Annotated in this window: 22 protein-coding genes; 2 read left to right on the top strand and 20 right to left on the bottom strand. The window is 76.2% G+C overall.

Translation table 11 applies throughout. From position 1 onward, the window contains the following. Positions 1-21: 21 nt before the first annotated feature. The gene (locus tag MJ876_RS22145) at positions 22-750 is read left to right on the top strand and encodes a GNAT family N-acetyltransferase (RefSeq protein WP_240235522.1); all 729 of its coding nucleotides are present in this window, start codon (positions 22-24) and stop codon (positions 748-750) included. Here the strand turns inward: MJ876_RS22145 and MJ876_RS06985 are convergent. From MJ876_RS06985 to glmS, 8 genes are all read right to left on the bottom strand, one after another. Next, complete coding sequence (locus MJ876_RS06985; RefSeq protein ID WP_240235521.1) at positions 735-1241, bottom strand: GNAT family N-acetyltransferase; 507 nt, start codon at positions 1239-1241, stop codon at positions 735-737. The two genes, MJ876_RS22145 and MJ876_RS06985, sit on opposite strands and share 16 nt — an antisense overlap. Next, entirely contained in the window at positions 1238-1873 is a 636-nt protein-coding gene (gene tsaB, locus MJ876_RS06980; protein ID WP_240235520.1) for a tRNA (adenosine(37)-N6)-threonylcarbamoyltransferase complex dimerization subunit type 1 TsaB, read from the bottom strand. The genes MJ876_RS06985 and tsaB overlap by 4 nt, the downstream gene beginning before the upstream one ends. Positions 1874-2064: 191 nt before the next feature. Further along, on the bottom strand, positions 2065-2562 hold the full coding sequence (gene tsaE, locus MJ876_RS06975; RefSeq protein ID WP_240235519.1) for a tRNA (adenosine(37)-N6)-threonylcarbamoyltransferase complex ATPase subunit type 1 TsaE: 498 nt from the start codon (positions 2560-2562) through the stop codon (positions 2065-2067). Beyond that, on the bottom strand, positions 2549-3592 hold the full coding sequence (locus tag MJ876_RS06970) for an alpha/beta fold hydrolase (protein ID WP_240235518.1): 1044 nt from the start codon (positions 3590-3592) through the stop codon (positions 2549-2551). The genes tsaE and MJ876_RS06970 overlap by 14 nt, the downstream gene beginning before the upstream one ends. After that, positions 3589-4755, bottom strand: coding sequence for an alanine racemase (gene alr / locus MJ876_RS06965; RefSeq protein ID WP_240235517.1), 1167 nt, complete (start codon positions 4753-4755; stop codon positions 3589-3591). Before alr ends, MJ876_RS06970 begins: the two co-directional genes overlap by 4 nt. Before the next feature lie 4 nt (positions 4756-4759). After that, positions 4760-6190: an NAD(P)H-hydrate dehydratase gene (locus MJ876_RS06960; RefSeq protein ID WP_240235516.1), complete on the bottom strand. Its 1431-nt coding sequence runs from the start codon at positions 6188-6190 to the stop codon at positions 4760-4762. Between the two features lie 67 nt (positions 6191-6257). Next, positions 6258-6611 (bottom strand): holo-ACP synthase, encoded by a 354-nt coding sequence (locus tag MJ876_RS06955; RefSeq protein ID WP_240235515.1) that lies wholly within the window; start codon positions 6609-6611, stop codon positions 6258-6260. Positions 6612-6623: 12 nt separating this feature from the next. Beyond that, positions 6624-8495, bottom strand: a complete 1872-nt coding sequence (glmS, locus tag MJ876_RS06950; protein ID WP_240235514.1) for a glutamine--fructose-6-phosphate transaminase (isomerizing) — start codon at positions 8493-8495, stop codon at positions 6624-6626. A gap of 72 nt (positions 8496-8567) precedes the next feature. Between glmS and coaA the strand changes: the two genes are divergently transcribed. Next, positions 8568-9566, top strand: a complete 999-nt coding sequence (gene coaA / locus MJ876_RS06945) for a type I pantothenate kinase (RefSeq protein WP_240235513.1) — start codon at positions 8568-8570, stop codon at positions 9564-9566. Between the two features lie 45 nt (positions 9567-9611). Here the strand turns inward: coaA and MJ876_RS06940 are convergent, their stop codons facing one another. The 12 genes from MJ876_RS06940 to rplM all read right to left on the bottom strand — a co-directional run bounded on the left by MJ876_RS06940 (position 9612) and on the right by rplM (position 21192). Next, a complete protein-coding gene (locus MJ876_RS06940) occupies positions 9612-10349 on the bottom strand; it encodes a hypothetical protein (RefSeq protein ID WP_240235512.1) in 738 nt (245 codons plus the stop codon). After that, entirely contained in the window at positions 10346-11164 is an 819-nt protein-coding gene (locus MJ876_RS06935; RefSeq protein WP_240235511.1) for a hypothetical protein, read from the bottom strand. The genes MJ876_RS06940 and MJ876_RS06935 overlap by 4 nt, the downstream gene beginning before the upstream one ends. Before the next feature lie 37 nt (positions 11165-11201). Continuing rightward, positions 11202-12971: an ABC transporter permease subunit gene (locus MJ876_RS06930; protein WP_240235510.1), complete on the bottom strand. Its 1770-nt coding sequence runs from the start codon at positions 12969-12971 to the stop codon at positions 11202-11204. Between the two features lie 7 nt (positions 12972-12978). Further along, entirely contained in the window at positions 12979-14505 is a 1527-nt protein-coding gene (locus tag MJ876_RS06925; protein ID WP_240235509.1) for an ABC transporter substrate-binding protein, read from the bottom strand. Then, positions 14502-15770 carry an MFS transporter gene (locus MJ876_RS06920; RefSeq protein ID WP_240235508.1) on the bottom strand — a complete coding sequence of 423 codons (1269 nt, stop codon included), beginning with the start codon at positions 15768-15770 and terminating at the stop codon, positions 14502-14504. The genes MJ876_RS06925 and MJ876_RS06920 overlap by 4 nt, the downstream gene beginning before the upstream one ends. Continuing rightward, a complete protein-coding gene (locus MJ876_RS06915; protein ID WP_240235507.1) occupies positions 15767-16549 on the bottom strand; it encodes an ATP-binding cassette domain-containing protein in 783 nt (260 codons plus the stop codon). The genes MJ876_RS06920 and MJ876_RS06915 overlap by 4 nt, the downstream gene beginning before the upstream one ends. Further along, on the bottom strand, positions 16546-17148 hold the full coding sequence (locus tag MJ876_RS06910) for an ATP-binding cassette domain-containing protein (protein ID WP_240235506.1): 603 nt from the start codon (positions 17146-17148) through the stop codon (positions 16546-16548). Before MJ876_RS06910 ends, MJ876_RS06915 begins: the two co-directional genes overlap by 4 nt. Before the next feature lie 30 nt (positions 17149-17178). Continuing rightward, the gene (locus MJ876_RS06905) at positions 17179-18207 is read right to left on the bottom strand and encodes a GNAT family N-acetyltransferase (protein ID WP_240235505.1); all 1029 of its coding nucleotides are present in this window, start codon (positions 18205-18207) and stop codon (positions 17179-17181) included. Positions 18208-18259: 52 nt separating this feature from the next. After that, positions 18260-18694 (bottom strand): Ohr family peroxiredoxin, encoded by a 435-nt coding sequence (locus MJ876_RS06900; protein ID WP_240235504.1) that lies wholly within the window; start codon positions 18692-18694, stop codon positions 18260-18262. A 90-nt stretch (positions 18695-18784) separates the two neighbouring features. Continuing rightward, the gene (glmM, locus tag MJ876_RS06895; RefSeq protein ID WP_240235503.1) at positions 18785-20134 is read right to left on the bottom strand and encodes a phosphoglucosamine mutase; all 1350 of its coding nucleotides are present in this window, start codon (positions 20132-20134) and stop codon (positions 18785-18787) included. A gap of 28 nt (positions 20135-20162) precedes the next feature. Next, positions 20163-20678: a 30S ribosomal protein S9 gene (rpsI, locus tag MJ876_RS06890; RefSeq protein WP_240235502.1), complete on the bottom strand. Its 516-nt coding sequence runs from the start codon at positions 20676-20678 to the stop codon at positions 20163-20165. Positions 20679-20748: 70 nt separating this feature from the next. Beyond that, positions 20749-21192 carry a 50S ribosomal protein L13 gene (rplM, locus tag MJ876_RS06885; protein ID WP_240235501.1) on the bottom strand — a complete coding sequence of 148 codons (444 nt, stop codon included), beginning with the start codon at positions 21190-21192 and terminating at the stop codon, positions 20749-20751. Between the last annotated feature and the right edge of the window lie 28 nt (positions 21193-21220).

Here is a 21220-nt window from a genome sequence, read left to right as displayed (position 1 = left end):
GGCGGTGGCCATGATGGCCGGGTGACGCAGGTGCCTGCCGCCCTCGCGGGGCTCGACGACCCGTTCCTGCTGCACCACGTCGCCCCCGACGCCGTCCGCCGGGCCTGGCGGCGCGGTGAGGCGGCCGTGGTCGAGATGGAGCGGCCCGTCGCGGAGGGCGTCCGGGTGATGACCGCGGGGGTCGGGCCCACCGCCGACCTGGGGCCGCTGCTCGTCGAGGTCGCGGCGGAGGCCGACCGGCCGTGGCGGCTGATCGTGGACGAGGACGCCGCGGCGTCCCTGCCGCCCGCCTGGCGGCCGTCGGAGCCGCGGTCGTGGCACTGGATGCTGACCCGGACCCCGCCCGCGCCCGTGGTCGGCGAGGACGCCGTGACCGAGGTGGAGGACGCCGCCGAGATCGACGGCGTGCTCGATGCGGCCATGCCCGAGACCCACGCCCGCCCCGGGACCGTCGGGATCGAGTGCTGGCTCGGCGTGCGCGCCGCCGACGGCGTCCTCGCGGGCGTCGGCGCCGTGGCCCGCCAGCCCGACGGGACCGGCAACCTGCGCGGCATCGCCGTCCTGCCGTCGTACGGCGGGCGGGGGCTCGGCACGGCGCTCTCGGCCGCGCTCACCCGTCGCGCGCTGGCGGGGGCGTCGGGCGTGGCCACGCTGGGCGTGTACGTCGACAACGCGCCCGCGATCGCGGTCTACGCCCGGCTCGGGTTCGCGACCCGGCACACGTTCTACTCGGGTCAGCTCGCGGGCTGAGACCGCAGCCGCCGCTCCATCACGACGGCCGTCGTGCCGTCCCCGTAGTAGCTGCGGCGCCGGGCGATCTTGGCGAACCCGTGGGCGGCGTAGAACGCCTGGGCGCCGCGGTTGTCCTCGCGGACCTCGAGCAGCAGCCGCTCGGCGCCCACGGCGAGGGCCTCGGCCTCGACGGCGGCGAGCAGGTCGGTGGCGACGCCGGCGCGGCGGTGGCCCGCGTCGACCGCGATGCGCTGGAGCTCGGCGACGTCGGCGACGAGGCTGGCGACGGCGTGGCCGACCACCTCCCCCGCACCCTCGTCGTCCACCTCGTCGTCCACCTCGGCGAGCAGGTAGCGCACGGTGGGCAGGTCGCCGAGGATCCCGGCGCGCACGAGGGCCGGCGACCAGGCGTCGGCGCCGAGGTTGACCGTCTCCGACGCGGCCACGGCGTCCACGTCGGCGCGGGTGGCGCGGCGCACGCGGACCACCGGCGCGCCGTCCCCGGTCACGAGACGCGCTTGGAGCTCAGCCCGGCGACGGCGTCCGGGCGGCGCAGGTACATCGGCTCCGGGTCGAGCAGCTCGGCGTGCTCGCCGTGGATGGTGCGGGCCAGGAACCCCGCCGAGACCCGGGTCGGCCCGACCGCGCCGGGGAACGCGTCGGGGTAGAGCCGCGCGCCCTCCCCCACGACCGGCAGCTCGGTGGCGACGTCGGCCGGCTTCGCGACGACGGGGCCCTCCAGGCGGGTGCCCTGGTCGTACGTCGCCACGTGGACCTCCTTGCGGCGCGCGTCGCCGGCCACGACGAACGCGCCCTCGACCTGCCCGCGCGCGACGGCCTCGACGGCGAGGACGTCGAGGCTGCACACGCCGTACACGGGGATGCCGAGGGTGTGGCCCAGCACCCGCGCGGTCACGACGCCGACCCGCAGACCGGTGAACGGCCCCGGCCCGACCCCGACACCGACCGCCGTCAGGTCGCCACGCTCGGCACCGGCCTCGCGCAGCACCTGCGCGATCGCCGGCGCCAGCTGCTCGCCGTGCCGCATCCGCTCCTCGCCCGCCGCCTCCGCGACCACGTCGGTGCCGTCGTGGAGCGCGACCGAGACGTACGCCGTCGCGGTGTCGAGGGTGAGCAGCACGGGGTCGAGGTTATCGCCCGCGCGCGGTCCCGCCCGGTGGTGGCCGGCCCGGGCCGCCCGGGGGTTTCACCAGCCGGCTGGTGATGTCGCGACCTGGCCCACGAAGCTTCGTCAGCCGAGTCGGTGGTTCACCGGCCGGCTGGTGAAACCCGAGGCTCCTGAGGCCCCTGTGACTGCCGCGCGGGGCCGCGTCAGACGTCCAGCCCGACGCCGTGCCAGCGCGCACCGACACCGACGAGGCGGACCCGGCGGGTCTCGTCGGCGGGGTCGGAGGAACGGTCGATGCGGACCTCGAGGCGGTCGTCGGCGAGACGCTCGGCGAGGCCCTCGCCCCACTCGACGACGGTGACGGAGTCCTCGACGGAGGCGTCGAGGTCGAGGTCGTCGAGGACGACGCCGAGGTCGTCGCCGTCCCCGGCGCCCAGGCCGAGGCGGTAGGCGTCGACGTGGACCAGGGCGGGTCCGCCGACCGTCGAGGGGTGGACCCGCGACAGCACGAAGGTCGGGGACGTCACCGCGCCGCGGACGCCGAGGCCGAGGCCGAGGCCCTGGGTGAAGGTCGTCTTGCCAGCGCCGAGGCCGCCGACGAGGACCAGCAGGTCCCCCGCGCGCAGCAGCGGCGCGAGCCGCTCGCCGACGTCGCGCATGGCGTCGCCGTCGCGGACGGTCATCGCCTCAGACGAGGACACGGGCCTTCTCCACCATCGCCTCCAGGGCCCGCTGCACCTCGTCGTGCTGCTCCAGGATCACCAGGTGACCGGCGCCCTCGCACTCGACGAGGTCGACGTCGGGCAGCGCCTGGGCGAGCTTCCGCGACAGCTTGATCGGCGTCATCTTGTCCTTCGTCGCCCCGATGACGACGGTCGGGATGCGCTCGAAGGCCTTCAGCGCGGCGTACTTGTCGAGGCTGCGGAACGCCGGGAAGAACTCGGCGAGGACGTCGAACGGCGTCGCGTTGATCATGTCGTCGACGAACGCCAGCCACGCCTCGGGCACGGGGCCGCCGAAGGCGAAGATGTCGGTCGCGACGAAGGCGACGTCCTTGCCGAGGCGGCGGATGCCGTCGACCGTGTGGTGGTTGCGCCCGAGCAGGGCGACGATCCGGGTGGAGAGGCCACCACCGATGGTCGAGGGCAGCATCGGCAAGACCGTCTTGTGGGGGTGCAGCCCGCCGGCGGCCGTCGCGACGAGGCCGGCGCCGACCACCCTGTCGCCGAACAGCTCGGGCCGCTCCTCGGCGAGCGCGAGCAGCGTCATCCCGCCCATCGAGTGGCCGACGAGGACGACGGGCCCCTCGGTGGTCTCGTCGAGGACGCGCGCGAGGTCGAGGCCGAGCTGCTCGATGGTGGCCTGCTCCGGCGCGGAGCGGCCCGACCGGCCGTGGGAGCGCTGGTCGTAGAGCACCGTGCGGACCCGTCCACGCAGGGCGGCGCGCTGGAAGTGCCAGCAGTCCATGTTGAGGGCGTAGCCGTGCACGAGGACGACGGTCAGGTCGCCGGGCCCCTGCCCGTCGACCTCGTCGATCTCGACGTGCAGCGGGACGCCGTCGTCCGCGACGACGGTGAGCGCGGGGGCGCGGAGCGAGCCGAGCTCGACCTCCTCGCCGGGCGACCGGCGGTGGATGCTGCGACGCCGCTGGACGGCGGCGCCGGCCGCGAGCCCCGTCGCGGTGAGGCCGACCGCACCCGCCGCCAGACCGATGATGCCGCCGCGCCTCACGGGCCCGTCCCTTCGCCGTGGTGCGTGCGCACCGTCCGCCAGCCACCCATGCGGGTGACGATCTCGTAGCCGATCGTGCCGCAGGCCGCCGCCCACTCGTCGGCGGTCGGGGCACCCGTGGCCGCGTCGCCGATCAGGACCGCCTCGGCGCCCGGCTCGACCCGGTCGGCCTCGTCCGGACCCAGCTCGACGACCACCTGGTCCATGCAGACCGCGCCCCGCACGGGTCGCCGTCGCCCGCCGAGCAGCACCTCGAGCACGTTCGTGCCGTGCCGCGGGACGCCGTCGCCGTACCCGGCGGGCACGAGCGCGACCCAGGTGTCGGACGGCGCGGTCCACCGGTGGCCGTAGGAGACGCCTGCGCCGGCGCGGATCCGCTTCACCTGCGCCACGCGGGCGCGGACGGTCATGGCCTGCCGCAGCCCGGACGCCGCCAGGTCGTGCGCGCCGGGCGCCGGGTCGACGCCGTACGTCGCGATGCCGCAGCGGACCAGGTCGTAGCGCGCGCCGGGACGCAGGAGAGCGGCGGCGGAGTTGGCGAGGTGGCGCAGGCCCGGGTCGAGCCCGTGCTCGGCCATGACGGCGAGCGCGGCCTCGAAGACGTCCTGCTGGGCGTCGTTGGCGGGGTGGTCGGGCTCGTCGGCGCAGGCGAGGTGGGACCAGGTCCCGGTGACCTCCACGTGGCCTGCGTCGCGGGCGCGCACGGCCGCCGCGACGAGGTCGGGCCAGTCGTCGGGGGTCGCTCCCCCGCGGGAGAGGCCGGTGTCGGCCTTGAGCTGCACCCGGGCGGGGCGGCCGAGGGCGGCGCCGGCCTCGGCGAGGACGGCGACCTCGCGGGCGTCGTACGCCGTGACGTCGACGCCGGCGGCGACGACCGGGGCGAGGTCGTCGCCCGGGGTGGTGAGCCAGCAGAGCAGCGGGCCGTCGTCGCCCGCGTCCCGCAGGGCCATCGCCTCCTCGGGCGTGGCCACGCCGAGCCAGGGCGCGCCGCCGCGGCGGGCGGCGCGGGCCGCCTCGACGAGCCCGTGGCCGTAGCCGTCGGCCTTGACCACGGCCATCATCGCGGCCGGTGCGACGCGCTCGGTGAGCAGCGCCACGTTGGCGCTGACCACGTCGAGGTCGACGGCGATCTCGACGCGGGGCTGGTGCGGCACGCGGGGCATCCTCTCAGCCCCGGGCGGCTCCGGGGGTGAGGGCACGCACCGCGGCCGGGATCGCCCGGGCCACCTCGCCGGCCACCAGCGGTCCGCCGGACGAGGCGAGCGTCGCCGCCGAGCCGTGCAGCCAGGCACCGACGGACGCGGCGTCGTACGGCGTGAGGCCGGCGGCGAGCAGGGCGCCGACGAGCCCGGTGAGCACGTCGCCGGCACCGGCGGTCGCCAGCCACGGGGTGCCGCTGGCGCTGACCCTGACGTCGCCGTCGCGGTCGGCGACGAGCGTCCGGCGGCCCTTGAGCAGGACGACGGCGCCGAACGTCTCCGCGGCGCGGCGGGCGGACGCGAGGGGCCGGGCCTCGACCTCGCCGCGCGACACGTCGAGCATCGTCGCGAGCTCGCCCGCGTGCGGCGTGAGGACGACGGCGCTGGCCAGCGGGCCGCCGAAGTCGGTGACGTGGGCGAGCGCGTCGGCGTCGACGACGAGGGGGACGTCGTCCGCGCGGGCCTCCTGCAGCGTGCGGCGGGCGCCGGCGTCGGTGCCGGAGCCGACGGCCCACGCCTGCACGCGCCCGGCGCCGACGACCTCGGGGTGCTGGGAGCGGACGCGGTCGCCGACGACGTCGTCCCCGACGTAGCGGACCATCCCGGCGAGCCCGGACGCGGCGCCCGCCACGCACAGCAGCCCGGCGCCCGGGTAGCGGGCCGACCCGGCGCGGACCCCCACGACGCCGCGGGAGTACTTGTGGTCCGCGCCGCCGGGCCTCGGCACGAGCCGGGCGACGTCCGCGGCCTGCAGCGCGGTGACGGCGGACGGCGGCAGCGCCAGGTCGCCCGACGGCCCGCCGAGCCCGACGACGTGGACGGCGCCCGCGGCCGCGGCGGCGGGGTCGACGAGGTGGCAGACGCGGTGGGTGCCGAACGTGACGGTGACGTCGGCGGTCACGTGGGTGCCCCCGCCGTCCGGCAGCTCGCCGGTGTCGACGCCGACCCCGGACGGGACGTCGACCGCCACCACCGGCACGCCCGCGACCTCGGCGAGGGCCGCGACGGCGTCCGCGCGCAGGCCGGGACGGCCGCCGATGCCGACGATCGCGTCGAGGACGAGGTCGGGACGACGCCCGGCCTCCCCCGCCTCGAGCACCCGTCCGCCGGCGGCGCGCAGCGCGGCGAGACCGGCCGGGTGGGGCGACTCGGACAGCGCCCGCACCTCGACCCGGCACCCGCGGCGGGCCAGCACGGCGCCGGCGTGGAGCGCGTCGCCGCCGTTGTCACCGGAGCCGACCAGCAGCCGGACGGTGCGGCCGTAGCAGGAGCCGAGCAGGTCCGCGACGTGGTGCGCCAGACCGGTCGAGGCCCGCTCCATCAGGGCGCCCTCCGGCAGCGTCGCCATCAGCGCCGCCTCGGCCGCCCGGATCTCCTCCACGGTGTGTGCGCGCCTCATCGGGTCCATCATGCCGAGAGGGGCCCCGACGGGCTCGACCGGCGGTGGTCGGGGCGGCGGCGGGGTCCTACGACTCGAGCACGACGACGGCTGACGCGACGCCGGCGTCGTGGGAGAGCGAGACGTGCAGGGAGGCGACGCCGAGGGCGGCGCAGGCCGCGGCGACGGTCCCGCGGACCTCCAGGCGGGGGCGGCCGGAGGACTCGCTCACCACCTCGGCGTCCTGCCACTCGAGGCCTGCCGGGGCCCCGAGGGCCTTGGCCAGCGCCTCCTTGGCGGCGAAGCGCGCCGCCAGGGAGGCGTCGCCACGACCCGCCTCGTCGGGGGTGAACAGGCGCGCCCGCAGCCCCGGCGTACGACGCAGCGCGGCCGCGAAGCGCTCGATCTCGCAGACGTCGATGCCGACGCCGACCACCGGCACGGACGCCGCCGGCTACTCGACCGTGACGGACTTGGCGAGGTTGCGGGGCTGGTCCACGTCGTGGCCGAGCACCGTGGCGAGCTCGCACGCGAACAGCTGCAGCGGGACGACGGCCACCAGCGGCTGGAGCAGGGTCGGCACCTTCGGCAGGTAGACGACCTCGTCGGCGTACCGGGCGACGCCCTCGTCGCCGTCCTCGACGAGCACCAGCGTGCGGGCGCCGCGGGCGCGGATCTCCTGGACGGCGCTCAGCATCTTGTCGTGCAGCTGGTCGCGGCCACGGGGCGGCATGACGCAGAAGACCGGCAGGCCGTCGTCGATCAGCGCGATGGGGCCGTGCTTCAGCTCGCCGGCGGCGAAGCCCTCGGCGTGCAGGTAGGCGAGCTCCTTGAGCTTCAGCGCACCCTCGAGGGCGACCGGGAAGCCGGCGTGGCGACCGAGGAACAGCACGGTCGAGGAGTCCTCGTGCGCGTGGGCGAGCTTGTAGACGTCCTCGGCCTTGTCGAGCATCGTCTGCACGTGGCGGGGCATCTGCTCCAGCTCGGCCATCACGTCGGCGATCTCGTCGCCGAACTTCGTGCCGCGCACCTGTGCCAGGTAGAGGCCGAGCACGTAGCAGGCCATCAGCTGGGTGAGGAAGCCCTTGGTCGACGCGACGCCGATCTCCGGGCCCGCGTGGGTGTAGATCACCGCGTCGGACTCGCGCGGGATCGTCGAGCCGTTGGTGTTGCAGATGGCCAGCACCTTGGCGCGCTGCAGGTGCGCGTGGCGGATCGCCATCAGCGTGTCGGCGGTCTCGCCGGACTGGCTGATCGCCACGACCAGGGTGTTGCGGGTCAGGATCGGGTCGCGGTAGCGGAACTCGTGGGCCAGCTCGACCTCGCACGGGATGCGGGTCCAGTGCTCGATGGCGTACTTGGCGACCAGCCCGGCGTAGTTCGCCGTGCCGCAGCCGATGATCACGATGCGGTCGATCTCGCGGAGCTCGCCGTCGGTCAGGCGCATCTCGTCGAGCTGGAGCTTGCCGTCGAGCCCGCGGCGACCGAGCAGGGAGTCGGCGAGCGCGCGGGGCTGCTCGAAGATCTCCTTGCGCATGAACCAGTCGTAGCCGTCCTTCTGGGCGGCCGAGAGGTCCCAGTCGACGTGGTAGCGGGTGCCCTCGGCGGGGCTGCCGTCGAAGCCGGTGACCTCGACGCGGTCGGGGTGGAGGGTCACGACCTGGTCCTGGGCCAGCTCGAGGGCCTCACGGGTGTGCTCGATGAAGGCGGCGACGTCGCTGCCCAGGAAGTTCTCGCCCTCGCCGAGCCCCACGACGAGCGGGGAGTTGCGGCGGGCGGCCACGACGCGGTCGGGGTCCTGGCTGTCGACGGCCACCAGCGTGAAGGCGCCCTCGAGCTGGGAGCAGACCTGCTGCATCGCGGTGGTGAGGTCGTCCCCGGCGTCGAGCCGGCGCTCCAGCAGGTGCGCGGCGATCTCGGTGTCGGTCTCGGAGGCCATCTCGTGACCCTCGGCCTCCAGCGCCTCGCGCAGGACGGCGTAGTTCTCGATGATCCCGTTGTGGACCAGCGCGAGGCGTCCGTGCGCACCGAGGTGCGGGTGGGCGTTGGCGTCCGTGGGCGCGCCGTGGGTGGCCCAGCGGGTGTGGCCGATGCCGGTCCGGGTGGTCGGCGGGGGCGCCTCGTCCAGGATCGCGCGCAGGTTCGCGAGCTTCCCGGCCTTCTTGTCGACGTGGAGACCGGGGCCGTCACCGGACCCCTCGAGCACCAGCGCCAGGCCGGCCGAGTCATAACCCCGGTACTCGAGCCGCGCCAGGCCCTCCACCACGACGTCCTTCGCGTCGAGGGAGGAGCTCGCGCCGCCGACGTACCCCACGATGCCGCACATGGGGCCCGAGTCTAGGGCGAGAGAGGGCAGGGCTCCGCTTCCGGCCGTCGGGGGCGCTGCAAGAATGCGTGGGTGCGGCCCTCGGCGACCAGTGGTGACCCGTTCGCGGCCTCGGTACCCCCGGCCCACCTCGCCGAGACCTCCCCGTACGTCGAGCTCGAGCGTGCGGCGTGGGCGCGCCTGGCCCGGGAGACGCCGAACCCGCTGACGGCGACCGAGCTGAAGCGGCTGCGCGGCCTCGGCGACGCGCTGGACCTCGACGAGGTGGAGCAGGTCTACCTGCCGCTGTCGCGTCTGCTCTCGCTGTACGTCGAGTCGTCCGGCCGCCTCCACCGCGAGACCGAGACGTTCCTGCACCGCCCGCAGCCCCCGCGCACGCCCTTCGTCATCGGCGTCGCCGGCTCCGTCGCGGTCGGCAAGTCGACGACCGCCCGCGTGCTGCAGCAGATGCTCGCCCACTGGCCCGAGCACCCGGAGGTCGCGCTCGTCACCACCGACGGCTTCCTCCTGCCCAACGCCGAGCTCGAGCGCCGCGGTCTGCTGCAGCGCAAGGGCTTCCCGGAGTCCTACGACCGCAAGGCCCTGCTGCGCTTCGTCGTGGACATCAAGTCCGGCCGCGAGACCGTCGAGGCCCCCATCTACGACCACCTGCGCTACGACGTCGTGCCCGACGAGAAGGTCGTCGTCCGCAGCCCGGACATCCTCATCGTCGAGGGCCTCAACGTCCTCCAGCCCGCCCGCACCCGCGAGGACGGCCGCCAGGGCCTCGCGCTGAGCGACTTCTTCGACTTCTCGGTGTACGTCGACGCCCGCACCTCCGAGATCCGCCGGTGGTACGTCGAGCGGTTCCTGCGGCTGCGGGAGACCGCGTTCCGCGACCCGGCGTCGTACTTCGCGAAGTACGCCTCCCTGACCGAGTCCGAGGCCCGCGCCCGGGCGGAGAGCATCTGGGACGGCATCAACGGCCCGAACCTCCGCGAGAACGTGCTCCCCACCCGTCCCCGCGCCACCCTCGTGCTCCGGAAGGACGCCGACCACTCGGTCCGGTACGTGCGCCTCCGGAAGCTCTGAGCCCGGTCCCGGCGGGCCCGGGCGGCCGGGGCCGACGTCGGGTGCCTAGGACGTCGGCGTGAGGGTCCGCAGGACGTCGTCGGCGTCGGCTGCGGACAGCCCGCCGCGCAGGTCGTCGCCGTCGGCGCGGACGTCGCGCAGCATGACCACGGTGGCCACGTCGCCGTCGGTGGCCACGGAGACGACGCGGAGCTCGCGGGCCTCGGGGTCGCAGTCGGTCTCGGGCTCCGTCACCTCGACGACCTGGGCCCCGGTCCAGCCCGCGGAGCCGTCGTCCAGCCTCACCGGGGTGACGACGGCGTCCCCGACGCCGCCGCCCAGCGCGCCCGTCCAGGCGTCGAGGGCGTCCTGCGCGGAGTCCTGGACGGTCACGTCGCGGGCCGAGGGCAGGTCCGTGAAGCCGGCCAGGGCGCGGTAGGTGAGGCCGTCCTCGGTCTCGCAGAACCCCTGGTCGTAGAGCGCCGGGCTGTCGGTGCCCACCGATCCGTCGCCGTCGGGCCGCTCGTAGCCGATCGAGGTGCCGTCGGCGAGCGTCCAGCCGTCCTCGGGGACGACGACGGTCGCGTCGACGGCGCTGCCCCCGACCAGCTGCCCGCCCTCGGGGGCGGTGGGGCTCGCCGGGCTGGACCCCTCGGCCGAGGTGCTGGTCGGCTCGTCCGGCCCGGTCGGGGGGTCGTCGTCCCCGGGGTACGTGACCGCCGCGGCCGCCCCTGCGACCAGCACGGCGAGCACGGCGAGCGGCGCCAGCGCGCTCGTCGCGACCCGCAGGCCCGCCTGGTTCACGAGACGTCCTGCAGGCGGGGGCTCGCGAGGACCTGCTGGACGACGTCCGCGGACAGGGCCCCGGGAAGGTCCGAGCCGTCCTCGGCCACGAGGCGCGAGACCACGATGTTGGCGCTGTAGTCGCCGGTGTCGAACGACAGGAAGCTCAGCTCCACGGCCTTGTCGCCGCACCGCCCGGGCTCCGCGCCGTCCGCCGGCAGGCTCAGGATGCGGGTCAACCGCGCGGGCGTGCCGTCGCTGATCGTCGTCGTGGTCCGTTCCAGCTCGCGCTGGGAGCCGCCCGGGATGGCCTCGAGGACGTCGAGCCACCGGTCGACGGTCTCGTCGTTCGCGCGCCGCGCCGGCTCGGGGCGTCCGTCGTCCTCGCTGGGCGCGGTGAACCCGGTGAAGGCGCGGGGTGCGTCGACCTCGAAGCCGTCGCGTCGGCACTGGACCACCTTCCACACCGCCGGGCCGGTCACCGCCACGCGCGCGAAGTCGCCGCTCGGCAGCTCGACCTCGTAGCCGCGGATGCTGCCCGCGGTCTCGACCTCCCAGCCCTCGTCGACGGAGGGGACCTCGAGGTCGGCGTTGTCACGCCGGTCGCCGACGATCACCTGGCCGTCGGGGAAGAACGTCGCGGGCTCGTCGTCCTCGGGCTCGCCGCCGGTGCTGGACCCGTCCGTCGAGGAGGGCGGCGGCGCGTCGGCCTCCGAGGACCCGGTGGCGACGACGCCCGCGGTCACCCCCGCGGCGGCCACCGCGAGGACGGCGAGCACGGCGAGCGCCGCGGCGACCGCGCCGGCGGTCCCCGACGAGCGCTGGTACCCGGACACGCCCCTCCTCCGCTCCGCCTGGCCGACGCGCAGGAACCTACCCCGGCCCGCCGACGCCCACACCCGGGCGCCGCCGGGCCGGGGCCGCGCGCGAGGCGTGCGGGCGTCGGGGCGCCAGGGAGGTCGCGCTCACCGCCGCCACCGCGACCAGCACGAGGGCCCCGGCGGGCGCCAGCACGGTCCACGGCGCGCGCTCGACGTACGACGACCCCTCGGCGAGCAGCAGCCCCCACTCGGGGCTCGGCGGTCGGGCCCCGAGCCCGAGGAAGCCGAGCGCGGCGAGCGCCAGGGCCACGCCGGGCACGCGGAGGGCGGCGTGCCGCACCACCGGCCCGGCGACGACCGGGAGCAGGTGGACGAGCAGCAGGCGGGCCCGCCCCACCCCGAGCAGGGGCAGCACCTCGACGTACGGCGCCCGCCGGGCCTCCTCGAGCAGCGCGGACGCGTGGGCGGCCAGCGGCGCCCAGGACACCAGGCCGACGGCGAGCGCCGCCGCCGGCACGGAGGCCCCGAGCAGCGCCCCGACCACGAGGCCGACGACCACCGGGGGCACGGCGTTGCCGACCTCGACCGGCCCGGCGGCCAGCCGGGGCAGGCAGCCGAGGAGCAGCCCGACGAGGGTGCAGACGGCCACCACCAGCAGCGCGGTGCCCACCGTCGACACCGCGCCGTGGCCGACGCGCGCGAGCAGGTCGCGCCCGGAGGCGTCGGCGCCGAACGGCAGCGAGACCGACGGCGGGGCGAGGCGGGGGTGGGCCGAGGCGTACGGGTCCCGCAGCAGCCCGGCGACGACCACGGTGGCCAGCAGGAGCGCGGCGCCGAGGGCGAGGGTCCGGTCGCGGCGGCGGCCTGCCGCCGGGGGCAGGGCCGGTGGCAGGGCGGGCGCCGCGGCTCCGCCGAGCAGGGCCCGGCGGAGGACGGCGACGGCCCCGCCGAGCGCGGCGGCGAGGACCAGCAGGGCGAGCAGCCCGGCCTGCAGCACCGGCAGGTCCTGCGACGAGGCCGCGCCGAGGGTCAGCCGGCCGAGACCGGGGACGGCGAAGACCTCCTCCACGGCCACCGCTCCCCCGGTGAGGCCGACGACGACGAGCCCGACCTGGCCCGCCACGGACGGCAGCGCCCGCCGCAGCAGCGCGGCGCCGGTGGCCGGGGCGCCGTGCCCGGACAGCAGCCAGGTCCGCACCCACGGCTCGGTGGCGGCGGCGGTGACGGCGGTGGCGAGGAGACGTCCGAGGAGGCCGCCGGCCGGCAGGCCGAGGGCGAGCGCCGGGAGCGGGAGGTGACCCGGTCCCGCCCAGCCGTACGGCGGGAACCACCCGAGCCACACGGCGCCGACGAGCAGCAGCAGGGTGGCGAGGAGGAACTCCGGGAGGGCGACGAGCACGGTCGCGGTGACACCGGTCCCTGCCCGCGGGCGCCCGGCCAGGGCGGCCCGCAGCGCCGGGACGACGAGCAGCGCCGCGACGACCAGGGCGACGGCGAGGGCCGCCAGGGTGAGGGTGAGGGAGACGCCCACGGCCTCCGCCGTCCCCGGCGCCACCGGCCGGCCGCTGATCCACGACGTGCCGAGGTCCCCGCGCAGCACGCCCGACAGCCAGTCGACGGCGATGCCGAGGGGCCCGCGGTCCAGGCCGAGCTCGGCCCGCACGGCGGCGAGGGCCTCGGGCGTGGCCTCCCGGTCGGCGTAGCGCGCGCGCAGCACCGTGTACGCCGCGTCGCGGCCGGACAGCCAGGGCAGCACGGCGACCACGCCGGCCACCGCGACGACCGCGGCGGCCCGGGACGCCGCGGCCAGCGGCAGCCTCACCCGCGGCTCACCCGACCCGGGTGGTCTCGTCGACCAGCTCGCGCTCCCGCGGGTCCCGCAGGGCGCCCTCGACGCCCGCGGCCTCGCCCTGCACCACCCGCTCGTGCAGCAGCGGCAGCGCGGCGTCGCGCGACAGGACGGCCGCCTCCGCGGCGACGATCGCGGCGCGGCGCTCGTCACCCGCCGGGGTCGCGGCGGCCCGGTCGATGGCGCGGTCGACGGCCGGGTCGCAGAACTGCGACAGGTTGAACGTGCCGTCGCAGGAGAAGTCGCTGGCCAGGTAGGCGACGGGGTCGCCCGAGTCGAGGATCGTCGCCCGCGACAGCAGGAACGCGTCGAACGCGCCGTCGAGGGCGTCGGCCTCGATGAACTGGTACTCGCGGACCTCCTGGGTGACCTCGAAGCCGGCCGCCTCGAGCTGCTGCTCCAGCAGGACGGCGACCTCGGGCAGCTCGGCGCGGTCGGTGAAGGTGCCCAGCAGGACCTCGGCGCCGTCGACCTCGGCGGGGGTGGCCGGCTCCACGCGCCGGTCCAGCTCGGCGGCGTACGCCGGGTCCTCGCGCAGCGGCGCCGCCCACGGCAGCGCCGGGCCCAGGAGGCCCTCGGCCTCGTCGGCGCGACCCTCGTAGACGTCGGCGACGAGGCGCGCCCGGTCCAGCGCGGTGCGCGCCGCGGCGCGCACCGCGGGGTCGGCGAACGGGCCGGTGTCGGTGTTCAGGTACAGCGTGTTCGTGCGCGGCATCGACACCTCGTGCAGCAGCGACGGCTCGATGCCGGGCAGCTGGGCCACCGGCACGGCCTCGACGACGTCGGCCTCGCCGGTGCGCAGCGCCGCCGCACGCGCCGTCCCGTCCGGGACGTAGGAGACGTCGATCCCGCTCGCGGCGGCCGGGGTGCCCCAGTAGTCGTCGAAGCGGTCGAGCGTGGCGCCGGCGGTCCCCTCCGAGGACACGAGCTCGAAGGGCCCGGTGCCGGTGCCGACGGGGTCGACGGGTCCGTCGCCGGCGTACGCGCTCGGCGCGAGGACCGACAGCTGCGGGCTGGACAGCCGCGCCGGCAGCAGCGGGTCGACCTCGCCGGTGGTGAGGACGACGGCACCGTCGGGGTCGTCGGGGTCGGCCTCGACGTCGAGCCGGAAGCCGTCGAGGATGCGCGGCACGGGCGAGGCCTCGCTCGCCGCGGTGAGGGCGGTGACCACGGCGTCGGCGTCCAGCGGGGTGCCGTCGTGGAAGAGGACGTCGTCGCGGAGCTCGAGGCGCCAGGTGCGGTCGTCGAGGCGCTCCCAGGACGTCGCGAGGCCCGGCACGGGGTCGCCGAGGTCGTCGAGCTCGACCAGGGTCTCGGCCGTGCTCCAGCGCGACAGCTTGAACGCGTCGTCGCTGAGCGGGCTGAGGCCGGAGCGGGGCGGCTGCAGCATCGCGAGCCGGATCCGGTCGTCACCCGCGCCCTCGGAGCCGCTCTGGCCACCGGCGAAGCAGGCGGTCAGCGGGGTCAGCAGCAGGGCGGTGGCGGCGAGGCGGACGGGGGTCCTCATCGGTGGGTCTCCTGGTGGTCGGGGGCGGGGTCGGGGGCGGGGTCGGGATCGGGGGTGTGATCGGAGGTGGGGGCTGTGCGCAGGACGCGCGGGGCCACGAGGGCAGGCAGGAGCGGGAGGACGGCGAGCACGGTCCAGACCGCGCCCGCACCGGGCCCGGACGCGGCGGCGGCCGGGTAGAGCAGGCCGAGGCCGGTGTTGCCGACCAGGACGGCGACGCCGCCGGCGGTCGCCATGAGCCCGTACGACGCCCCGAGGGCGCCCGCCGGGGCCAGCCGTCCGACGGCCTCGAGGGTCGTCGGCGTGACGAGCAGGTGACCGGCCGTCAGCAGGACCACGGCGACGGTGACCGGCAGCCACGCCGGACCCGGCGCGGCGAGGGGTGCGGCGACGGCGAGGACGAGGAACCCGGTGGCCATGACGACGTACCCGGCCCGGACGGCACGCGGCGTCCCGACGCGGCGGGCCAGGCGGGCCAGCGGGAGCTGGCCGGCCACGGTGAGGACGGAGGCGAGGGCGAACAGCCCCGCGAGCGCGCCGGTGCCGAGCCCCACGCGCTCGAGCTCGTAGGGAAGCCCCAGGTAGAGCTGGTTGTAGGCCAGCAGGTTGACCGAGCACACCGCCGCGAGGAGCACCAGCGGCGCCGGCGGCAGCCGACGCGAGCCCGTGGACGCTCGCGCCGGCCGGCGGGCCTGCGGTACCCCCCGCAGGACGACGGCGAGGACGACGCCGGTCACGGCGAAGACGAGCGCCCCCGTCCCGGCGACGGCGGCGAAGCCCCACCCGAGCAGGGCGGCGCCGAGCAGCGGTCCGAGCACCGCGCCGGTCTCCCCGACGACGCTCAGCAGCGCGAAGGCCGTCGACCGGCCGGTCCGGGCACGGTCGGCGTGGGCGACGAGGGTCTCGAGCGCCGGGGAGAACAGGGCGCCACCGAGACCCGTGGCGACGACGCCGACGACGAACAGCCACAGGTCGCCGGGGACCGCGAGCAGGGCGAAGCCGACGGTCCGCACCGCGCAGCCGAGGACGACGAGGGTGCGGGCGCCGAGCCGGTCGACCAGGAGGCCGCCCGCGAGGAACATGCCCTGCTGCGCGAAGGTCCGCAGGCCGAGCACCAGGCCGACGGCGGCGCCGCCGAGGGCGAAGTCGTCGCGCAGGACCACCGCCAGGAACGGGACGACGGCGTAGAAGCCGGTGTTGAAGACCAGCTGCGCCCCGAGCAGTGGCCGCAGCGGGGTGTGGGGGGTCGTGGAGGCGGCGCTCACCGCGCCGGGACCGCCGCCGGGGTGGGACCCTCGAGCCGTGCCTCGACGAGCGCCCGGGTGGCGGGGTGCGCGGGCCTGCGCAGCAGGACGTCGGCCGGCCCGCGCTCGACGACCGCCCCGGCGTCCAGGACCAGCAGGTCGTCGCAGAGCCGCGCGGTGGCGTCGAGGTCGTGGGAGACCCAGACCAGGCCGATCCGGCCGCTGCGGACCAGTCCGGCGAGGAGGTCGAGCACCTGGTCGCGCAGGGCGTGGTCGAGCCCGCTGACCGGCTCGTCGGCGACCACGACCCGGGCGCCGGTCACGAGCGCGCGGGCGATCGCGGCCCGCTGGGCCTGACCGCCGGACAGCGTGGGCGGACGGCGGTCGGCGACGTCCGGCTTCAGGCCCACGGCGGCCAGCGCCTCGGCGACGCGGGCCTCGTGGGCGGCGCGGTCGCCGTCCACCCCGAGGCGGCGCAGCGGGTCGGTCAGGGCACGGCGCACGGTGCGCCGGGGGTCCAGGCTGCCGGCGGGGTCCTGCGGGACGTAGGTCAGCTCACGCCGGACGGCGCGGGCGGCGGCGCCGGCCCCGGCGGGGACCGGTGCGCCTCGCCAGAGCACGGTCCCGGACCGCAGGGGCGTCAGCCCGAGGAGCATCCGCACCAGGGTGGTCTTGCCGGACCCGGACCGGCCGACGACGCCGAGCGCGTGCCCGACGTCGACGGCCAGGTCCGCCGGCCCCACCCGGGCTCCCCCCGGAAACCGGGTCGTCGCCCCCACGGCCGCGAGCAGGGCGGTCACGCGGCGACCACCCGGTCGCAGACGTGGTGGGCGACAGCGGGGTCGTGGGTGACGAGCAGGACCGCCGCGTCGAGCGCCCCGAGGGCGTCGAGCACCTGCCGCTGGGCGACGGTGTCGAGGGCGGTGGTGGGCTCGTCGGCGAGCAGCAGGGTCGGCTCGGTCAGCAGCGCGAGGGCGAGGCAGCCGCGCTGCCGCTCGCCACCGGAGAGCTCGCCGGGCCGGGACCCGCCGTGACGGGCGTCGAGGCCGACCCGCGCGAGCGCGTCGGCGACGCGGACGCCCGCCACGTCGCGGCGCACGCCGCGCCGACGCAGCGGCAGGGCGAGCTGGCGGGCCAGCGGCACGAGGGGGTGCAGGGCGACGGCGGAGTCCTGCGCCAGCCAGGCGACCCGGCCGTCGACGGCGATCTCCCCGTCGTGGCTCAGGGCGGGCGGGAGGCTCCCCGCGACGGCACGCAGCGTCAGCGACTTGCCGACCCCCGAACCCCCGACGAGCGCGACCCGCTCGCGGGGCGCGACCTCGAGGTCGACGGGTCCGGCGAGGACCTGCGCGCCGAGACGCACGCGCAGGCCGCGGACGGAGAGGGCGGGCGCGGGCACGCCCCGCAGACTAACTGAGAACGATAGTCATTACGTCGCGAGGGTCCGCTTCTGGACCTCCAGGACCCGCTCGGCCACGCGGTAGCCGAGCCGGTCGTTGACGTCGTTCATCGGCCCGTTGGCCTCGGCGTTCTGCGTCTCGACGTGGGTGCAGGCGACGCGACCCTCCTCGCGCAGGCGCAGCAGGGTCCGGTGGGTCTCGAGCTTCATGGCGAGGCCCAGGCGGTGCCCGCGCGCCTCGGGCAGCACCAGCGTGATCCCCACGGTCGCCAGCGGCGCGGTGGGCGCGTCGACGCGGACGTCGGAGAGACCGACGACGCGACCCCCGGGGTCGAGGGCGACCGCCATGACCTGCCGGCGGTCGTTCGCGGCGTTGCGGGCCTCCCCCGCCCGCAGGCGTTCGGCGTCCCAGGCGATGTCGCCCTTGTCGCGCTCGCTCGGCGGGAGCATGCCGACGAACACCGACAGCACGCCGCACACGCCCTCCACCAGCGCGTCGGGCACGCGGTCGAGGGCCCCGACCACCCGGTGACCGCCGAGCCGCTCGGCGACCTCGACCTCCAGGGCGTTCCACCCCGCGGGCGCCGCGGCGAGGTCGAGCAGCTTGGCCTCGTCGGTCTCGGCGACGACGTAGCCGTGGGCCGCGGCGAAGGCCGGGCCCGGGCCCGTGCCGGTCGGCGGCGCCGCGGTGTCGCCCAGGAGGGTGGTGCGACCGTCGTCCGCGGCCACCGCCTCGGCCTGCGCGAGGAGCGCGCTCCCGACGCCCCTGCGGCGGGCGTCGGGGACGACGTGCACCTCGACCTGGGCGAGGTGGGTGTTGTCGAGCGCGGGGAGCACGACCAGCCCGCAGCCGACCTCCCGACCACCCGAGCGGGCGAGCAGCAGCACGTGACGCTGGTCGTCACGGGGTCGCGGCAGCGCCCGGCGCGCGAGCTCCCACGGCGGCCACGCGTCGTACGGGCGCTCGGCGGACGCCGCGTGACCGACGGCCCACCAGGCCTGCAGGTCGGCCTCGTCGTGGACGTCGACGACACGGACCTCGACCGTGGGAGACGACACGACCCCGGACGCTACGGGGCGTCCGGGGTCGAGGTCGACGGTGCGGTGGGGCTCAGGCCCCGACGCCCGTCACGGTGACGGGCACGTTGCCGTCGATGGCGCGGGAGTACGGGCAGAAGGCGTGGGCGTCGTTCGCCAGGCCCTGCGCGGTCTCGTCGTCGACACCCGGGATGCGCACGGTGATGTCGGCGGTCAGCGCGTACGAGACGTCGTCCGGGCCGAAGCCGATGGCGATCTCCAGCTCGGCGCCCGAGGCGTCGACGTCCTTCTTCTTCGCGACGGCAGCGAGAGCCCCGTTGAAGCAGGCGCCGTAGCCGAGGGCGAACAGCTGCTCGGGGTTCGTCCCGTCGCCGGAGCCACCCATCTCCTTCGGCGCGTTCAGCGTCACCTGGACGTTGCCGTCGTCCGTGCGGGCGGTGCCGCCGCGACGGCCGCCGGTGACGGAGGCGTGGGCGGTGTAGACGATCTTCTCCGGTGTGTTGGTCATGGTCGCGTCAACGACGCGGGCCGGCCTCTCTGTTCCCGCGACGCTCCCGGGTGTCCTCCGGCACCGCGTCGGCCGGGTGGTCGGCGGCGCCTACAGCGCCAGACGCTCCCGGACGACGCCCGCGAGGCGGTCGGCGACCTCCTGGGCGGCGTCCGACGTGGGGGCCTCGACCATGACGCGGACCAGCGGCTCGGTGCCCGACGGGCGCAGCAGGACCCGGCCGTGGTCGCCCAGGGCCGCGGACTCGGCGTCCACGGCGGCGACGACCTCGGGGTCGGAGCCCGCCCGCGCCTTGTCCACGTCGGGGACGTTGACGAGGACCTGCGGCATGCGGGTCATGACCGCCGCCAGCCGGTGCAGCGGTGCGTCGGCGGTGGCCATCCGGTCCAGCAGCTGCAGCGCGGTGAGGACGCCGTCGCCGGTCGTCGCATGGCGGCTGAGGATGACGTGGCCCGACTGCTCGCCGCCGAGGGTGAACCCGCCCCGCTTCATCTCCTCGAGCACGTAGCGGTCGCCGACCGCGGTCTGCTCGACGGTGATGCCGGCCTCCTTCATCGCGACGAGGAAACCGAGGTTGCTCATGACCGTGGCGACGACGGTGTCGTCGCGCAGCGTCCCGGCGTCGCGCATCCCGAGCGCGAGGATCGCCATGATCTGGTCGCCGTCCACGACGTCGCCGTTGCGGTCGACCGCGAGGCAGCGGTCGGCGTCGCCATCGAGCGCGAAACCGGCGGCGGCGCCGTGGCGGACGACGGCCTCCTGCAGCGGCTCGAGGTGGGTGGAGCCGCACTTCTCGTTGATGTTCAGGCCGTCGGGGTGGGCGTTGATCGCGATGACCTCGACGCCCGCCTGGCGCAGCGCCATCGGGCCGACCTCGAACGCCGCACCGTTGGCGCAGTCGAGCACGACCCGCAGCCCCTCCAGCGGGCGGGTGAGGGTGGCGACCAGGTGGGCGGCGTACCGCTCCACGGTGCCCTGGTGGGGCGTGACCCGCCCGACGGTGCCGCCGACGGGGCGGTCCCACTCGGTGTCCATGACGGCCTCGATCTCGCGCTCGAGGGCGTCGTCCAGCTTGACGCCGCCCCGGGCGAGGAACTTGATGCCGTTGTCGGGCATCGCATTGTGCGAGGCGCTGATGACGACGCCGACGTCGGCGCCGAGCTGGTCGGTGAAGTAGGCGACGCCCGGCGTGGGCAGCACGCGCAGGCGGACGACGTCCACGCCCGCGGCGGCGAGGCCCGCGACGACCGCGTGCTCCAGGAACTGCCCGGAGATGCGGGTGTCACGCCCGACGACGGCGAGGGGCCGCTGCCCGGTGTACTCGCCGTGTCCGACGAGCACCCGCGCAGCGGCCACCCCGAGGTCGAGGGCCAGCTCCGGGGTCAGGACCCCGTTCGCCAGCCCGCGCACGCCGTCGGTACCGAAGATCCTCTTCCCCATGACGAGGTCCGATCCCGTACGGCGCGCGTCAGCGCTTGCTGAACTGCGAGGCCTTGCGGGCCTTCTTCAGGCCGGCCTTCTTGCGCTCGATGGCGCGGGCGTCGCGGGTCAGGAGCCCGGCCTTCTTCAGCGACGGGCGGTTCGCCTCGACGTCCACGGCGTTGAGCGCGCGGGCCACACCGAGGCGCAGCGCACCGGCCTGGCCGGTGATGCCGCCGCCGTGGATGCGGGCGATGACGTCGAAGCGGCCCTCCAGGTGGGTCGTCACGAAGGGCTCGTTGACGACCTGCTGGTGCAGCTTGTTCGGGAAGTAGTTGTCCAGCGTGCGACCGTTCACGGTCCACTGGCCGGTGCCGGGGACGATGCGCACGCGCGCGACCGCCTCCTTGCGGCGACCGGTGGCCGCGCCGGGGGCGATGACCGAGGTCGCGGCGCCGGCGTCGGGCGCCGGGGCGGTCTCGGAGGAGTAGGCGACCCCGGCGGAGTCGGTGGTGTAGGTCTCGTCGCCGGCGTCGGCGGCGGGGGTGGTGGTCTCGTCAGCCATCAGATGGTCCTCGATCGGGTCGGCTCAGGAAGGTGGGCGGTCAGGGTCACGGCGGAGGTCACCGCACAGGTCACTGGGCGACCTGGGTGAGCTCGTACGGCGTGGCCTTCTGGGCCTGGTGCGGGTGCGTCGGGCCCGAGTAGACCTTCAGCTTCTTGATGATCTGGCGACCGAGGCGGTTCTTGGGGAGCATGCCCCACACGGCCTTCTCGACGACCTTGCGGGCGTCCTTGTCCAGGACCTCGCCCACGGGGGTCGAGGTGAGGCCGCCCGGGTAGCCGGAGTGACGGTGCATCATCCGGTCGGTCCGCTTCTTGCCGGACAGCGAGATGTTCGCCGCGTTGATGACGACGACGAAGTCGCCGCCGTCCACGTGCGGGGCGTAGGTGGGCTTGTGCTTGCCGCGCAGCAGGGTCGCGACCTGCACGGCGAGGTGACCGAGGCGGACGTCGTTCGCGTCGATCACGTGCCAGGCGCGCTCGATGTCGCCGGGCTTGGGGCTGTAGGTGCGCACGGGCATCCTCAGTTCTGCTCGTCGGTGG

Origin of the sequence: Nocardioides sp. CFH 31398, assembly GCF_022436705.1 — a bacterium.
In the GTDB taxonomy this organism is placed as follows: Bacteria; Actinomycetota; Actinomycetes; order Propionibacteriales; family Nocardioidaceae; genus Nocardioides.
The sequence above is the reverse complement of the archived record's forward strand: the minus strand, read 5'-3'. Positions and strand labels throughout refer to the sequence as shown.

Bases quoted from the DNA above. Each gene is read 5' to 3' on its own strand.
- alr (WP_240235517.1), bottom strand. From the start codon at position 4,755: ATGCCCCGCGTGCCGCACCAGCCCCGCGTCGAGATCGCCGTCGACCTC.
- MJ876_RS06960 (WP_240235516.1), bottom strand. From the start codon at position 6,190: ATGAGGCGCGCACACACCGTGGAGGAGATCCGGGCGGCCGAGGCGGCG.
- glmS (WP_240235514.1), bottom strand. From the start codon at position 8,495: ATGTGCGGCATCGTGGGGTACGTCGGCGGCGCGAGCTCCTCCCTCGAC.
- MJ876_RS06925 (WP_240235509.1), bottom strand. From the start codon at position 14,505: ATGAGGACCCCCGTCCGCCTCGCCGCCACCGCCCTGCTGCTGACCCCG.
- MJ876_RS06900 (WP_240235504.1), bottom strand. From the start codon at position 18,694: ATGACCAACACACCGGAGAAGATCGTCTACACCGCCCACGCCTCCGTC.
- glmM (WP_240235503.1), bottom strand. From the start codon at position 20,134: ATGGGGAAGAGGATCTTCGGTACCGACGGCGTGCGCGGGCTGGCGAAC.
- rpsI (WP_240235502.1), bottom strand. From the start codon at position 20,678: ATGGCTGACGAGACCACCACCCCCGCCGCCGACGCCGGCGACGAGACC.